The 14917-nt window shown below is 60.3% G+C and carries 13 protein-coding genes and 1 pseudogene; 2 read left to right on the plus strand and 12 right to left on the minus strand.

The genetic code is table 11. The features are described 5' to 3' along the window. Positions 1–17: 17 nt before the first annotated feature. From BLR26_RS19795 to BLR26_RS19805, 3 genes are all read right to left on the minus strand, one after another. A complete protein-coding gene (locus tag BLR26_RS19795) occupies positions 18–2444 on the minus strand; it encodes a TonB-dependent siderophore receptor (RefSeq protein ID WP_093384582.1) in 2427 nt (808 codons plus the stop codon). A gap of 147 nt (positions 2445–2591) precedes the next feature. Beyond that, the gene (locus tag BLR26_RS19800; protein WP_093384585.1) at positions 2592–3542 is read right to left on the minus strand and encodes a FecR family protein; all 951 of its coding nucleotides are present in this window, start codon (positions 3540–3542) and stop codon (positions 2592–2594) included. A 71-nt stretch (positions 3543–3613) separates the two neighbouring features. Continuing rightward, positions 3614–4132 (minus strand): sigma-70 family RNA polymerase sigma factor, encoded by a 519-nt coding sequence (locus tag BLR26_RS19805; RefSeq protein ID WP_045201532.1) that lies wholly within the window; start codon positions 4130–4132, stop codon positions 3614–3616. Positions 4133–4346: 214 nt separating this feature from the next. Between BLR26_RS19805 and BLR26_RS19810 the strand changes: the two genes are divergently transcribed. Next, entirely contained in the window at positions 4347–4910 is a 564-nt protein-coding gene (locus BLR26_RS19810) for a hypothetical protein (protein ID WP_093384588.1), read from the plus strand. 13 nt (positions 4911–4923) lie between these two features. On the opposite strand, the gene BLR26_RS19815 is transcribed toward BLR26_RS19810, so the two are convergent. Both BLR26_RS19815 and BLR26_RS19820 read right to left on the minus strand, forming a co-directional pair. Beyond that, complete coding sequence (locus BLR26_RS19815) at positions 4924–5457, minus strand: OmpA family protein (RefSeq protein ID WP_052676571.1); 534 nt, start codon at positions 5455–5457, stop codon at positions 4924–4926. A gap of 30 nt (positions 5458–5487) precedes the next feature. Then, positions 5488–6702 (minus strand): serine hydrolase, encoded by a 1215-nt coding sequence (locus BLR26_RS19820; protein WP_093384591.1) that lies wholly within the window; start codon positions 6700–6702, stop codon positions 5488–5490. Between the two features lie 118 nt (positions 6703–6820). Here BLR26_RS19820 and BLR26_RS19825 point away from each other — a divergent pair, with 118 nt between their 5' ends. Then, positions 6821–7732, plus strand: a complete 912-nt coding sequence (locus BLR26_RS19825) for a LysR family transcriptional regulator (RefSeq protein WP_045201538.1) — start codon at positions 6821–6823, stop codon at positions 7730–7732. Here BLR26_RS19825 and BLR26_RS19830 read toward each other — a convergent pair. The 7 genes and pseudogenes from BLR26_RS19830 to BLR26_RS19855 form a co-directional block, all read right to left on the minus strand. Then, a complete protein-coding gene (locus BLR26_RS19830) occupies positions 7699–9201 on the minus strand; it encodes a cysteate racemase (RefSeq protein ID WP_093384594.1) in 1503 nt (500 codons plus the stop codon). The genes BLR26_RS19825 and BLR26_RS19830 overlap by 34 nt on opposite strands. A gap of 31 nt (positions 9202–9232) precedes the next feature. Continuing rightward, complete coding sequence (locus BLR26_RS19835; RefSeq protein ID WP_045201542.1) at positions 9233–10546, minus strand: MFS transporter; 1314 nt, start codon at positions 10544–10546, stop codon at positions 9233–9235. 191 nt (positions 10547–10737) lie between these two features. Beyond that, on the minus strand, positions 10738–11661 hold the full coding sequence (locus tag BLR26_RS19840; RefSeq protein WP_045201544.1) for a carbon-nitrogen hydrolase family protein: 924 nt from the start codon (positions 11659–11661) through the stop codon (positions 10738–10740). Between the two features lie 161 nt (positions 11662–11822). Then, positions 11823–12131: a hypothetical protein gene (locus BLR26_RS27205; protein WP_143013294.1), complete on the minus strand. Its 309-nt coding sequence runs from the start codon at positions 12129–12131 to the stop codon at positions 11823–11825. A gap of 5 nt (positions 12132–12136) precedes the next feature. After that, on the minus strand, positions 12137–13615 hold the full coding sequence (locus tag BLR26_RS19845; RefSeq protein ID WP_093384597.1) for a catalase: 1479 nt from the start codon (positions 13613–13615) through the stop codon (positions 12137–12139). Positions 13616–13643: 28 nt separating this feature from the next. Then, a pseudogene (locus BLR26_RS19850) lies at positions 13644–14411 on the minus strand (OmpA family protein). A gap of 10 nt (positions 14412–14421) precedes the next feature. After that, positions 14422–14838, minus strand: coding sequence for a DUF4398 domain-containing protein (locus tag BLR26_RS19855; RefSeq protein WP_093384600.1), 417 nt, complete (start codon positions 14836–14838; stop codon positions 14422–14424). Positions 14839–14917: the final 79 nt, after the last annotated feature.

The raw sequence follows: 14917 nt of genomic DNA on the forward strand, positions 1-14917 counted from the left end.
AAACGTCCGGCTCGCACCTAGTTCTCGTAGCGTAGGGTGATGGCAAAGTTGCGGGGTTCGCCGTAATAGTTTCCGGTGTCTTGACTAAAAATCGCGGTGTAGTACTTCTCGTCGAAAACATTGTTGAGGTTCAATTGAACGCTCAGGTTCTGGTCGATTCGCAAGTTGGCGTTCAGGTCGACAAGGTTGTAGGCACTCTGCGAAATATCGTTCAGGTACAGCTTGCTCTGATGGTAGACGCTGGTCCCCACTCGCCATTGATCCAACTTTCCCGGCAGCTGATAGGTGGTGGCGGCCTTGAACAGTCGCTGTGGCGAATTTTCTGTGCCATAAGCGTCACCCTTTTTGGTACCAGCGACGTATTTTGGATGACTGTAGGTGTAGCCCATCAAGGCATTCCAGCCGGGCATCAACTCGCCTGAAACCTCTGCCTCGAACCCGCGGTTTCGCACTTTCGCACCCTCGGTGTAGCACCGCGAATCACGCGTTGGCCCGCAGACACGTCCAGCATCGGGAACGACCTGCGCAAGGCCTGACTGATCTACCTGGAAGAGCGCCAGGGCGGTATTCAACCTGCCATCGAACAGCTCGTTTTTCACGCCGACTTCGTAGTTACTGCCCGTCGTCGGTTCCAGCAATGTGTTGTCGACGCTGTAGTTGCCCTGCATCTTATAGATCTCGGTATAGCTGGCGTACACCGAGGTGTTGTCATTGACGTCGTAGACGATGCCGCCGTAAGGGATGACCTTGCGATTTTCCTTGAAGCGGTCCGTCTCCCAGGGGCCTTGGGTGTCGTAGTCGACCCAGCTCAAACGGCTGCCGAGAATGACGTGCAGATCATCGAGCGGATTGAGGCGGGTGGCGGCATATATGCCCTTGTCCTTACGCACATGGCGGCTGGGCGTCAGGCTGCCGACTATGTGCGGTTCAGGGAACTGCGAGGTGTCGAAGTCCAGAATGTCGACGATAGGGTTCACGCTTGATGAGCCTGTCACGTACTGCAGCCTGTCGCGCCTCATGTTGGTCCCTATCACCACCTCATGCTTGCCCCCCAGCAGGGTGAATGCGCCGTTGAGCGCCGCGTCGAGATTGATCTGTTCGTCATCGTAACGAGCGCTGTTCGGCCAGTACTGCATCGTCGAATCGGAGTCTTTGCTGTGATACCCAACCTGAGCGAGAAAATCTGCATTGGACCAGATCAGATTGGTGGCGACGGTGAGGTTCCAGTCCTCATTGAAGCTGTGCTTGATATCGGCAAAAACGTTGCGGTTGATCTTGTCCAGGTGGGCCCACTTACCGGCGAACGACTTCGAACGCGAGAAGTTGTAAGAACTGCCATCCAGGTGGGTGGGCAAACCACCCCAGTCGTAGCCGCCGTTGTTATCCTGCTGGAAAGATGCCCCCACCGCGATCGTGGTCGAGTCACTCAAGTCGGCTTCGCCAATGGTGTAGAACAGCTGATTGTCCTTGTCAGCGTAGTCCTGGTAGCTATTTCGACTGTTGTACATCAGGACCGTACGGCCACGCAGGGTGCCCTCTGCGTTCAGGGGGCCGCCAACATCGAGTTGCGTGCGGTAGTTGTCCCACGAGCCAGCACCGAGCTCCGCCTTGAGTTGGTATTCACGCGTCGGTCGCTTGCGCACCATATTTATCGCCGCAGACGGGTTACCTGCCCCTTGCATCAGGCCTGTCGCACCTCGGACAATTTCCACCCGGTCATACATGGCCATGTTGTTCACTGACATGACGTCCATCGAGAAACTTTCCGTGACGCTGCTCGGCAGGCCATCGAACTGCAAGTCGTCGACCTGGAACCCTCGCGAGTAGTAAAGCGCACGCTCTGTGCCGAACCCTTTAACCGTGCTGATGCCTGTCGCTGCCCTTGCAACGTCTTCCAACGACTGCATGTTCTGGTCATCCATCTGTTGCCGAGTGACCACACTGATGGACTGAGGCGTTTCACGCGGCGAAAGCCCCAACCTTGTCGCCGTGTTGGTAAGGCCAGTGGTGTAGGCTCCGGTCCCCTCAGTTGTCGAAGCCAGCCTGAGTGCATTCACATCGGTAGCGCCCAGCTCCAGCACTGCCGAACCAGTCGATAGCTTGCGCAAGGTCAGCGTCTTGTCATTGACGAACTCATAACCGAAACCACTGCCGCTGAGCAGATGATCGAGCGCCTCATTGACCTTGTAGGGCCCGCTCAACCCAGCGCTGTTCATTCCACTTACCTCGTCGGAATTGAAAATGATGCGCAGGCCGGCTTGATCGGCGAATCGGGTTAGTGCGCTGTCCAATGGCTGGGCAGCGATATTGAAGAGCTGAGTGAAAGCGAAGGCTTCGGAGCCCCTGGCATGAGCATCGACCGGTGCCAGCAGTCCGAGCAAGGCAGCCAGTGCCATTGCCTGGCGCAACGAATGCGCACGAGTACGTAAGGAGACATGAAACATGAAAGCAACCTTTCCCTAGAGTTGGCTGCGCGACTTTAATGTGAATGATTCGCGCTTCGTATCTACGACGAAACGACGTGAAGGACCTTGCCAAAGAATTTTCATTTTTTTGCAAGGTGCTCTCCGGGAAGGGATGCTGGCCCTGTATCAGCGCTTGGGCCGCACCAGCGTGAGTAACGGCAACCGAGTGATGCGAAGTGGCTGCGTCTGCTCAAGCGCATTGAGCGCAGCGTGTGGATCATCCACTTCGAATGTGCCGCTGATACGCCGTGCCGCCAGCGTTTCATCCGTCAGGTAGAGGACGCCTGGGATGTACCGGTCGAGTTCGGCGAGCACCTCACCCAGCGGCCGCGCATTGAAAATCAATTTGCCTCGCTGCCAGGTGGCGACATCCTGCACATCGACTTCCACCGCCATCTGCGGCGCCAGACCCTGGCGATAGGCCGTGGATTGCCCTGCGGGCAGACGCAGGGTCTCCCCGCCCGAACTGAGCTGGACTATCCCTTCGCTCACCTGGACGGTGACTTTGTCGCCGCGCTGATCCACATCGAAACGTGTGCCGATCGCCTGTACATCACCTTGAGCGGCGTGAACGATGAAAGGCCGTGATGAATCCTTGGCAACTTCGAAGAGTGCTTCCCCTTGATACAGCGTGATGCCACGTTGGTTATGGCTGTAATTCACCGACAGCACGGTGTCACCATTCATCCACAGCCGACTGCCGTCTTCAAGGCGCAATTCCCGTCGCTCGCCAGGGTCTGTCACATGATCGGCATAGAGCGCTGACCAGGGGCGTTGCAGCGCTGCACTGAACACCACTATTGCAACACAAGCAGCCATGCCGGCTGCCCATAAGGCGCGTACAGGTTTACGACGTTTCTCGGGGGGCGGAGCAACGAATTGTCGGGCTTTTTGTGTGAGGGGGAACGCGCCCCACAATGCCTCGGCCCTGCTTGCGGCGTGAGCATGGAACGCAGAGCGCTGGCACCAGTTGTCATAGGCCAGGTGATCGGCTGTAGTAGCCCGACCTGAGTGCAGATGCACCAGCATCTCGATGGCCTGGTCTTCCAGATCGGAAGGATCAACACTGTCGGTCATGGGTTCTTCAAGCTTGGAAGTGTGAAGAGGCGTCAGAGTCTGGGGGGGCACGTTCGTATAAGGCAAGCGGTTCATCTCCACTGCGTCCGGCTCAGCGAGTCGCGACAATGACGTACAGCTTGAACAATGTACTTTCCCACGGTGCTTTCGGAAACGCCGAGTCTTATGGCGATCTGCGCATGGGTCAGCCCCTCGAGACGGTTGAGCAGTAGCGCCAACCTTGCGTTGGTTGGCAACTTGTCCATGGCGATATCGAGCTGTGCCAAAGCCTCATCTGTGATCAGAGCAGTCTCTGGTGAAGGGCGTGGATCGCATACCTCCAGGGCCTGTGATTCATCGGCATGCAAAGCATTGAGTCGCCCCTCCCGACGCATACGATCAATGGCCAGGTTGCCAGCTATGCGGAACAGAAACGCGCGAGGCTCCTGTATCGGTTCGCCCGCCGGCAGGTTAACCAAACGCAGATAGGTATCCTGGGCCACATCGGCAGCTTGCTCAACGTTACCCAACCGCCGAGCCAGGAACGCCAACAGTTCTGCGTAGTGCTCATGGAAGTTGGTTAGCAGATCAGAGGTGCCAATGCGTGACATGCTCAGCCCTATTTCGGTGAACCGGCCCCGCCGGAGAGCGGCGAATACTACATTAACTGAGAAGCATTATTAAATGGATTAAGAGCAGCGGCCCCGTTTTGCAGCGGAGTTCCGCACAGACACGTCGGTGATTAAAGCCGACAGTCAAACCCAACCTTAAGGCAATGGCGTCAATTTGATATCATGGCTGTCAGTCGAAGCAAGGAACTGCTCCATGATCTCACGCGCAAAAAAAATCCTCTGCCTGCCTGGCATTCTGCTGCTGGCGGCAGTTTCCTCCCAGGCTGTCGCTGGGCACTTCGTCATTGACATGCAAACCGATGAAGGCCGCAAGCTGGCGAAAACCATCGGCACCGATAAGTACCGCTACGCCTTGTTCAACGAGTTCAGCAAGGACGCGCCGTACAGTGCGATTGCGCTGAGCAACTCGGAGGGTTTCAAGGACGGCGTTGTCGTTTACAACGCCGTCATCAATGCCACGGAACAGGGCGCAAAAATGATCTTCACGCAGTTTGTCGACTGCGGGAAGCTGCAGACCAATGAGGGCTTTATTGAAGTCAACGATCAGCCGATCAAGGTGCTGCATGAGTGCCGCGAGGAAAAACCAGGCACCAAGGTGTCGATCTTCCTGCCGGTCTCCGATGCCGCGCAGCACTATATCTACAACGCCTTCGCCAAGGATGTCCCGGTGAAGGTCAGGATGGATAAACACCCCGTCGTTTTTCCAACCAACGGTTTCCTCGAGGCCTGGAGCGTGAGAAACAAGAAGGCGCTTTGAACTCAAACCCTGCTCACTGTTGCTCAAACTCATAGCCCAAACTGTGCCCATGGCTGACCCACTCCACCACGCCCCGGCGGTTGAGCTTCAAGTCGTCCTTGCCACTGCCCTCGCGCACCGGTGAATGCTCGCCATAGGCGTGAACATTCACCTGTTCATACAAGGCGCCGTACTTGACCAGGTAATAGGCAATCATCGCGGCACGCGCCTGGGCCAGGACGAAGTTCTGCTCGGGCGAGCCGATGTCATCGGTATGGCCCTCGACAAAGACTTCGGCCTCGGGATGGCTCACCAGGTAGTTGGCCACATAGGCAAGCCTGGCCTGATAAGGCGGCTCGATCGCCGAGCTGTCGGTGTCGAAATACACCACCAGGCCGCCGGCCACATCGGGCTCATCCGACAGCGCTTGCAGGGCGCGCTGGTTGTTGGCATCGGCCTCGGCCGCCGAGACGAACAGCGAGTGTTCGCTGGTGCTTGCAGGGTTGCTGCAGCCTGTCGCCGTCAATACCAACAGCACGGGCAGGAAGCAGCGCAGATAACGGTTCATAGGCCCCTCTTCTCGTCTACAGGATCGCAACTAGCCCGCGCACAACAGGCACACGCCCAGCCATTGGTACACCTTGAGCAACAGGTAGTCCCAGGCCCGGCTGAACCAGCCGCCCTCTTCCACGCTTTCCATCACCACCAGCGGCTTGCTGGCGACGTGTTTTGAGCCCACCTGGAAGTTGACCACCCCCACCACCTGCCCCGCCTGCAACGGCGCGTGAAGTTCGGCGGTGTCGACGATGGCGCTGGCCTGCACCTCGGCCGAGTGCCCGTAGGGCACGCTGATGGTCGCTTGCGCGCCGGCATTGAGCTTGACGTTGCGGGTCTGGCCAAACCACACCCGCTTGCTCATGAACACCTCGTCGGCCTGGATCGGCGTCACCGTCTCGAATGCGCGAAAGCCCCACTTGAGCAGTTTTTCCGACTCCTGAAAGCGCAGCCGATCGGACTTGGCACCCATCACCACGGCAATCAGGCGGCGCCCGTCACGTTGCGCCGAGGTGACCAGGCTGTAGCCGCCTGCGCTGGAGTTGCCGGTCTTTAAACCGTCGACATCCAGGCTGGTACTCCACAACAGGCGGTTGCGGTTGTATTGCTGAACGTTGTTGAAGGCGAAGGCCTTTTGTTTGTACAAGGCGTACTCCGCCGGCAACTCGGCAATCAGCGCACGGCTGAGTATCGCCATGTCGCGGGCACTGCTGTATTGCCCTTCGGCGGCCAGGCCATGGACGGTCTTGAACTGGGTATTGGTCAGGCCAAGTTTGCCGGCCTGTTCATTCATCAGGTCGATAAAGGCGTTTTCGCTGCCGGCGATGTAAGTGGCCAGGGCAATGCAGGCGTCATTGCCAGACTGCACCACAACCCCGGCATTGAGGTCTTGTACCGAGACCCGGTCGCCGGGCTTGAGAAACATCAACGAAGAACCCTGCAAGTGCGGATTGCCTGCGGCCCAGGCATCGTGCTCGATGGTCACCCGGTCACTGGCGCTGAGTGCGCCGGACTGCAGAGCCTCGCCGATCACATAACTGCTCATGATCTTCACCAGGCTGGCAGGGTCGATGCGCGCATCGGCATTGCCCTGGGCCAGGACTTCGCCACTTTCATAGTCCATCAACATCCACGATTCGGCGGCGACGCCCGGTGCCGCGACAAGGTCTGCAGCACTTACCGTAAAAGACCCACTGGCCACTAACCACGGTGCAAGTAATACACACAACAACCCCTTAACTACTGCTGAACCTTTCATACGCTCCCAAACTCGACTGCCCAACTCATCAGCCACTGCAAATACGCTGATGAAGTATTTGTCCGCGGATTGTGCGTACGCCTATACTATAAATCAATCAACTATCAAGATATCTGATATGCATAGCATTGATATCGACTCTGTCGACTTGAACTTACTGCGAGTGTTTGTCGCCCTGATCGAAGAAGGCGGTGCCAGCCGCGCTGCGCTGCGCCTGGGGGTGACCCAGCCTGCGGTCAGTGCGGCCCTTGCGCGGCTGCGGGAAATTTACGCCGACCCGTTGTTCGAACGCACCGGCCGTGGCCTGCGCCCGACCCTGCGCGCCAACGAGCTGGCGCCGCTGATTGGCGAGGCCCTCAATCGCTGCCGGCAAGCCTTTGCGTTGTCGGTCGCGGGTAAAGACATCAAGGGCCGGACCATCACCATCGGCCTCTCCGACGACAGCGAAATCGCCCTGGGGCAAAGCCTGGTGGCGCTGATCGATGAACAACTGCACGGCCTGCGCATTCTGTTCCGCCAGACCCACAGCGGCCTGGTGCAGGACATGCTCATGCATCATCAGATCGATATCGCCGTGTCTGCCGGCGGGCTGTCGTCGCCGCTGATTGCCCGCCACCGCCTGGGCCGCGGCAACTACCTGTGCATCGCCGACGCTGACAACAGCATCCCCAGCAGCGCCGAGGACTACGCCCAGCGGCCGCACCTGCTGGTGTCGTCGGGCGGTTTCGTCGGCATCGTCGACGAGGGGCTGAATGCGGCCGGCTACAAGCGCAGCATCCGCGCCTCGACCTCGCACTTTGCCGCAGTGCCGTTTCTGCTGGTGGGCTCGAAGCTGATCACCACGGTGCCCACCCACGCCGCCCGGGCCATGGAACGGGTCAGCACCCTGCAGACCTTTCCCTGCCCGGTGCCGCTGCCCTCCTACGACCTGGAAATCGGCACGCGGGTGGGCAGCAAGCACGACAGCACGCTGCAAACGGTCAAGTCGCTGATCATTCAACTGGTGGACAACACCTTCTGCCTGTCCTGAGGCCGGGCATCGAGCGCCAGTTGCACGCACGCGCGGGCCAGTACCGTGGTCGGGTCGACCACCGCCACCCGGTGCCGACCCAGGGCCAAGGCCGGCACCGGGCTGAGCACCAAGGGCAGCTCGGTGCAGCCCAGAATCAACACCCCGGCACCCAGCTCGCACAGGTGCTCGGCGACCACCAGCAACTGCTCCTTGCAGATGCCCTCGGTAAACCCGGCCTTGATCCCGCGCGCGCCGTAAATGGCCTCCATCACCAGCGTCTGGTATTCGTGCCCCGGGGTGATCAGCTGCAAGCCGGCCGCCCGCGCGGCCTCATGATAGACAGCGCTTTGCAACGTGCCCGAGGTGGCCAGCAGCCCCACTGGCGTGCTCGCGCCATGCTGCTCGACGATGCAGGCGATGGTCTCGTCGAGCATGTTGACGATCGGCACCTCAAGGTGCGGCTGGATACGCGCTACGAACGCATGAGCGGTGTTGCACGGGATGGCGATGGCATCGGCACCGGCGTCCGCCAGGCGCTGGCAGGTGGCGTAGAGGGCAATGGTCGGATCGGTTTCAGCCCTGAGCAGGTTCGCGGTGCGGTCGGGAATCTGCGGGTTGTGCTCGACCACCATTTTGATGTGGTCCTGATCCTTGCCGGCAGGCGTGTTGGTCACGACCTTATCCATGAAGTCCACCGTTGCCGCCGGCCCCACGCCGCCGACGACGCCGAGCTTGAACGGCGCCTCGGCGCGCCGGTAGTGCTCGCTGGCGGCGAAGTCGGCATAGATCGCATTGCTGTCGAGCATGGCAATGCCGCTACGCTGCAAGGCCGCGCAGACCAGGGCCAGTTCGGTCATGCCCGGTACGATGACGGCCGCACCCTGCGCCTGCAGCGCGCCAGCCAGGCGCTGTACGGCCTCGAGCGGCGCGCCGTCGAGCCCGCCGTGCTTGATGCCAGCCTCGCCGTACACCGCCGCCATCAAGGCTGCCTGCTCGGCCGCCGGCGGGTAGCTGAGGCGGTAGTCGCCGCCCAGGTAGCGCTCGAACAGCCCGGACCCGCGAACCACATCCGAGGCCAGCACGCCGAGCACCGTCCCCGGCGCATACCGGCCGGCAATGTGCTGCTTGAGCGCCGCCATCATGTCGAGAATACGCAGGCTCAGTTGCTCCTGGATCTCGCCAAGGAAGGTATGGCTGGCGAAGCACGGCAGCATCACCGTCTCGATACCGCGGGCCTCGAACGCCTTGCACAGTTCATAGACATAGAACTTGCGCGAGGCGACGCTGGCCCCGGCGTATAGGGGCAACGCGGCGTCGCTGAAAGCCTGCTGCTCCAGCAGCAGGTGGCAGTTGAACTGCTCGGCCAGCACCTGGCGCGAGCGGGTCAGCTTGTAGAACAGGTCTGCCCCGGCCAGCGCCCCCAAGCCGCCGATCACGCCGATTTTGCGTACCGCGACAGCTTCATCCGATTGCACTTTTGTCTTCATTGCCTTGACCTGTTGGTGGCTTGCGTCGGGTTCACAGTGATTCGCAGACTTCACCCTGCACCGCCAACGTTGGGCTCTCTTTGATAAGCCGGGCCGGCAGCGCCAGGATCAGCGCGCCAGCGCCGACCACCAGCAAGCCGGCGAACAGATACAGGCCGATATCCAGGCTGCCGGTGCTGGCCTTGACCAGCCCCAGCACCGTTGGGCTGGTGAAGCCGCCAAACAGCGCCAGGGAGTTGATCAGGGCAATGCCGCCGGCAGCTGATTCACTGCCCAGGTAACGGGTGGGGATGGTCCAGAACAACGGCATCGAGGCATACAGCCCGACCGCCGCCACGCTCAGGGTCACCAGGCCCAGCACCAGGTTGCCCGGCACCAGGGTGCAGGCGATCAACGCGCAGGCGGCCACTAGCATGCAGCTTGCCAGGTGCCAGCGGCGCTCGCCGACGGCATCGGAATGCCTGCCGATGACGATCATGCCCACGGCGCTGGCGATGTAGGGCACCGCCGTCAGCAGGCCAATATGGAAAGGGTCGTCGACGCCGTAGCTTTTGATCATCCCCGGCAGCCAGAAACCGAGAATGTAGAGCCCGGCCATTACCGAGAAATACACCAGCGCCAGGGCATAGATACGCGGGTCGCGTACCACCGCACCGAGTGCGTGGCTTGTGCTGCCGGTGGGCGTGCCAACCTCTGCGGCGATGCGCTGGCGCTCTTCGCGGCTCAACCACGTTGCCTGCTCGGGCCGGTCGATCAGCAGGAAGCCGGCCAGAATACCGAGGATGACCGCCGGCGCCCCTTCGAGCAGGAACATCCACTGCCAGCCGTGCAAATCATGCACGCCTTCCATGGCGCGAATGATCCAGCCTGACAGCGGCCCGCCGAGAATGCCGGCGATGGCAATGGCCGACATGAACACGGCGATCACGCTGCCGCGCATGCGCACCGGGAACCAGTAGGTCAGGTAAAGGATGATGCCCGGGAAGAACCCGGCTTCGAACACCCCGAGGAAAAACCGCGCCAGGTAGAACTGCAAAGGCGTCTGCACGAACATCATGCACGAGGACACCAGCCCCCAGGAAATCATGATGCGCATGATGGTCTTGCGCGCACCGATGCGGGTCAGCAGCAGGTTGCTGGGCACTTCAAACAGCACATAACCGAGGAAAAACACCCCGGCGCCGAGCCCGTAGACCGCATCGCTGAAGTTCAGGTCCTGCTGCATGCGCAACGCGGCGAAACCGATATTGACCCGGTCCAGGTAGGAAACGATGTAACTGACAAACAGCAGCGGCAATATCTTCCAGGCGATCTTGCGGTACAGCAGGTGCGAACCAGTATTCATTTCTGACAAGCCTCTAGTATTTTTGTTATTGGTGCAGGGCAACGCAAAGCGCAGAAACTTCAAAGCAACAATCAACCAGCAACGATCAACCGCAGAGCGTGTCGGATTCGACAGGCACCTGGCCTCAGGACGAAGCCAGGTGTGCAGCAACATCAGGGCAACCGGCGCACGCGCGCCCTGCCCACTTCGGGTTATTGCTGGAACTTCACCGAGCTTTTCGCCCGTTCATCAACCAGCAAGGTGAAGACATCCGGGCGCGAATAGTGGCCGACCACATCAAAGTCGTACCGCGCCTTGACCAGCTCGGCCGAATCGATCTGCGCCACCAGCAAACCGGGGCCGTGCTTCAATGGCCCGGCAATCACCTCGCCCATGGGGCCGATGATCACGCTGTTGCCCTGCATCAGCGGACGGTCGTCATCCCAGTGCGGCAGGCTGGTGCCCAGGTCGCGTGGCGACGGCTGGTACTGGCAGGCGCTGACCAGAAAACAGCGCCCTTCGTGGGCGATATGGCGCATGGAGATTTGCCAGTTGTCGCGCTCGTCCACCGTCGGCGCGCACCACACCTCGATGCCTTTGGCGTACATCGCCGTGCGCAGCAGCGGCATGTGGTTTTCCCAGCAGATTGCCGCGCCGATCTTGCCCACCGGGGTATCGATCACCGGCAGGGTCGAGCCGTCGCCCTGGCCCCAGATCAGCCGTTCGCTGCCGGTCGGCATGAGTTTGCGGTGGTTGGCCACCAGGCCCTGCTCCGGCGAGAAGAACAGCGCCGAACAGAACAACGAGCTGCCACTGCGCTCGATGACACCGACCACCAGGTGCGCGCCGGTACGTTGCGCCAGGGCTGCGAGTTCGGCGGTTTCGGCGCCCGGCACATCGATGGCATTGGCAAAATAGCGCTCAAAGGCCTCGCGGCCTTCCGGCAGGCGATAGCCCATGTAGGTGCCGAAGATTTCGCCTTTCGGGTAGCCGCCCAACAGGGCTTCGGGCATGACCACCAGCTGGGCGCCAGCGGCCTTTATTTCAGCCTCGTAGGCAAGAATCGCCTCCAGGGTTGGTTGTTTGCCGTCGGGGTGCGAACCCAGTTGCAGTGCTGCCACAGTAGAGAGGGTCATGGGTCGTTATTCTTGGGTGATGGATGGTGTGTGCATGCTCCTCCGGCGCTTGATATCGAGCAATCCGCCAAAACTTAAATCTGATATGAGTAATTTTGATATCGCTGCCACACTGGCGGGCCCAGGCCCGCCAGTGGCACATAACGCGACTTTCCAGTGCGTTAAAAGGTCCAGCACGCGCCCTGCAGGATCCGACGGGATACCAGGCTGGCCTTCATTTTCTCGTCCTGCCTGCCCCTGTCGAGGTAGCGATAGCCCTGGACCTGCGCATGCGTACTGTCATCGCCGGACACCAATGCGCTAACACCAGAGCGCACGCTATCGTCCACATTGCGTTCCTTCTGTTCGGCACTTATCAAGCGAACCACAGCGTAGTAACCCTCTGCGTCTGCAGATGCAGCACAGGCCAGCGATGTATAGGTTGTAGAAACGGCAACCAGCAACGCCGCTGCAGTGTTCAATAGGTGCATTGTTTTTATCTCGTTTGCTTTGAATGATCAGCCGCTTGGTTCAGGGGTATACCCAACGCCTGTGCGATCCCTTCGCCATACGCCGGGTCGGCCTTGAAGAAGTGTTGTAGCTGATGACGGACAACTTCCACGCCGACCCCGGCCATTGAACCGGCAATGTTGTTGAGCAACAGGGTTCGCTGCTGATCACTCATCAAGCGAAACAGAGCGCCGGCATGGCTGTAGTAGTCAGTGTCGGTGCGCTGGTCATAGCGATCGGCAGCGCCCTCGAGGGCCAGGGCCGGTTCGCCATGCTGACGGGACTGTTTCGGCGCCTCGGCATTGCTGTTCGGCTCGTAGTTCGGCGCCGCTCCACCATTGCTGCCAAAGGCCATGGCGCCATCACGCTGGTGGTGGTTGACCGGGCTGCGTGGGGCGTTGACCGGCAACTGCTGGTAATTGGTGCCGACCCGATAACGCTGGGCGTCGGCGTAAGCAAATACGCGTCCCTGCAGCATGCGGTCGGGCGACAGGCCAACGCCCGGCACCAGGTTGCTCGGTGCAAACGCTGCCTGTTCGACTTCGGCAAAGTAGTTCAGCGGGTTGCGGTTCAACTCCAGTTCACCAACCTTGATCAGCGGGAATGCCTTCTGCGACCAGGTCTGAGTGACGTCGAACGGGTTCTGCTCATGACCCGCGGCCTGGGCTTCGCTCATGACCTGGATAAACACGTTCCAGCGCGGGAAATTACCGCGCTCGATCGCGTTGAACAGGTCACGCTGGGCGTAGTCCGGGTCGGTACCGGCCAGGCGGGCAGCCGCCTCCGGCGTCAGGTTGCGGATGCCTTGCTGGGTCTTGAAATGCCATTTCACCCAGTGCCGCTCGCCCTTGGCGTTGATCAGGCTGTAGGTGTGGCTGCCAAATCCGTGCATATGCCGGTAGCCATCCGGAATCCCGCGATCAGAGAACAGGATGGTGATCTGGTGCAGCGCTTCGGGGGTGTACGACCAGAAGTCCCACATCGCCTGGGCGCTCTTCAGATTGCTTTGCGCCAGGCGCTTCTGGGAGTGGATGAAGTCGGGAAACTTCAGCGGATCACGAATGAAGAATACCGGCGTGTTGTTGCCGACGATGTCCCAGTTACCTTCCTCGGTATAGAACTTCACGGCAAAACCACGCGGATCACGTTCGGTATCCGCCGAACCGCGTTCGCCGCCGACAGTCGAGAAACGCAGGAACACAGGGGTCTGCTTGCCCACCGACTCGAACAACCTGGCGCGGGTGAAATCGCTGATGTCGCGGGTCACGGTAAAGCTGCCGTAGGCACCGGAACCTTTGGCGTGTACCCGGCGCTCCGGGATGTTCTCGCGATTGAAGTGGGCGAGCTTCTCGATCAGCTGAAAATCATCGAGCAGCAGCGGGCCACGCGGGCCGGCAGAACGCGAGTTCTGATTGTCGGCTACGGGCGCGCCGCTGGCGGTGGTCAGCACTTTGTTGGGGCTCATGCGTGGTTTCCCTTCGTCAGTCCTGGCGTTAGCTGCGGCCTTCGACCGCCGATGCACCATTGGAAATGATCACCTCGACACGACGGTTGAGCTGGCGCGATTGCGCCGAGGTTTGATCCGCCACCGGGTATTCCTTGCCGTAGCCCTGGGTAACCATGCGGCTCATGTCGACACCCAGGCGCTCCAGGGCAAAGGCCACGCTTTCAGCGCGACGCTCGGACAGACGCTGGTTGAAGGCATCGCCGCCGACGTTGTCGGTGAAGCCTTCAATGCGCACTTTGCGCTCGGGGTTGTTGATCAGGAAATCGGCCAGTCGCTGTACATCGCGCTAAGTGCCCGGCTTGAGGTCGGCCTTGCCGGTATCGAACAGCACATCACCGAAAGTAACCACGTCACCGCGGGGGGTCTGCTTGGCTTTCATCGCCTGCAAGGCTTTGAGCTGCTGGGTACGCACATCCAGCTGCACCTGGGTGCGCTGCACATCGATGGTGCTCAGACCGGCTTCAGCCTTGCGTCCGAGAATCGTCTGCTCGGCCAGGGCGATTTTCTGCTTGGCCAGGTAAGCGTACTGGTCGATGCCCGGGGCACGGCGATCCTCAATGGACAGCTGGTTGGCCTTGCTCAGCGCGACGGAGGCATCCTGGGTCTCCAGGGCAGCGAGCGTACTCGCTTCAGGTTTGCTTTGAAGATCCGAGTAGAGCTTGCGCGCCTCGAGCAGTTGCGGGTTTTCGGGGGTTGCCGCACAACCGGTCAATGCCAGGGCGACGACACAAGCAGCAGGAAACAAGATACGCATGAAATTATCCTCAGTTGGCAATAGGGGTGGCAGGCTTCAAACCAGCATCAGGTGCCTGCAGCATTTCCTGCTTGAGGACTTGAATACCGTTCTGCGCCGCTTTCAGTTCGTTCTGCAACTTCGCGGTACGGGCCATGCGCTCGGCCAGGGCCGAGTCGGCCTGGATCTGCTCGGCAAGCTCCTTGGCCTGGACGAAGTTTTTCTCACCCAGCGCCTGGTCCATCAGGGCGCTCTTGTCCTGTGCAGTTTTCATCTGCACCGGGGCGTACTGGGTGGCGCCCGCCGATACCGCCCGGTTCAGGGCATTTCTGGCCAGGGAGACCTGCTCACTGGGTACGGGCATGCTGCTGCAGGCGCTGAGAAATACCGCTGCGCTGAGCAGCGAGGACCAAAATACGACTCGCCGGGTTGTCTGTTTAATACTCATTGGGTTCTCCAGTTGTGCTTGTCCAAGTAGTGCTCGACGCCTTCTTCACACAGGTGAGAGGCAATAGAAATCCACACGC

Origin of the sequence: Pseudomonas sp. UC 17F4, from assembly GCF_900101695.1 — a bacterium.
Taxonomy (GTDB): domain Bacteria; phylum Pseudomonadota; class Gammaproteobacteria; order Pseudomonadales; family Pseudomonadaceae; genus Aquipseudomonas.

What these genes read in the sequence shown, in the direction of transcription:
- BLR26_RS19795 (WP_093384582.1), bottom strand. Translation starts at nt 2,444, where the DNA reads ATGTTTCATGTCTCCTTACGTACTCGTGCGCATTCGTTGCGCCAGGCA.
- BLR26_RS19800 (WP_093384585.1), bottom strand. Translation starts at nt 3,542, where the DNA reads ATGACCGACAGTGTTGATCCTTCCGATCTGGAAGACCAGGCCATCGAG.
- BLR26_RS19805 (WP_045201532.1), bottom strand. Translation starts at nt 4,132, where the DNA reads ATGTCACGCATTGGCACCTCTGATCTGCTAACCAACTTCCATGAGCAC.
- BLR26_RS19810 (WP_093384588.1), top strand. Translation starts at nt 4,347, where the DNA reads ATGATCTCACGCGCAAAAAAAATCCTCTGCCTGCCTGGCATTCTGCTG.
- BLR26_RS19815 (WP_052676571.1), bottom strand. Translation starts at nt 5,457, where the DNA reads ATGAACCGTTATCTGCGCTGCTTCCTGCCCGTGCTGTTGGTATTGACG.
- BLR26_RS19820 (WP_093384591.1), bottom strand. Translation starts at nt 6,702, where the DNA reads ATGAAAGGTTCAGCAGTAGTTAAGGGGTTGTTGTGTGTATTACTTGCA.
- BLR26_RS19825 (WP_045201538.1), top strand. Translation starts at nt 6,821, where the DNA reads ATGCATAGCATTGATATCGACTCTGTCGACTTGAACTTACTGCGAGTG.
- BLR26_RS19830 (WP_093384594.1), bottom strand. Translation starts at nt 9,201, where the DNA reads ATGAAGACAAAAGTGCAATCGGATGAAGCTGTCGCGGTACGCAAAATC.
- BLR26_RS19835 (WP_045201542.1), bottom strand. Translation starts at nt 10,546, where the DNA reads ATGAATACTGGTTCGCACCTGCTGTACCGCAAGATCGCCTGGAAGATA.
- BLR26_RS19840 (WP_045201544.1), bottom strand. Translation starts at nt 11,661, where the DNA reads ATGACCCTCTCTACTGTGGCAGCACTGCAACTGGGTTCGCACCCCGAC.
- BLR26_RS27205 (WP_143013294.1), bottom strand. Translation starts at nt 12,131, where the DNA reads ATGCACCTATTGAACACTGCAGCGGCGTTGCTGGTTGCCGTTTCTACA.
- BLR26_RS19845 (WP_093384597.1), bottom strand. Translation starts at nt 13,615, where the DNA reads ATGAGCCCCAACAAAGTGCTGACCACCGCCAGCGGCGCGCCCGTAGCC.
- BLR26_RS19855 (WP_093384600.1), bottom strand. Translation starts at nt 14,838, where the DNA reads ATGAGTATTAAACAGACAACCCGGCGAGTCGTATTTTGGTCCTCGCTG.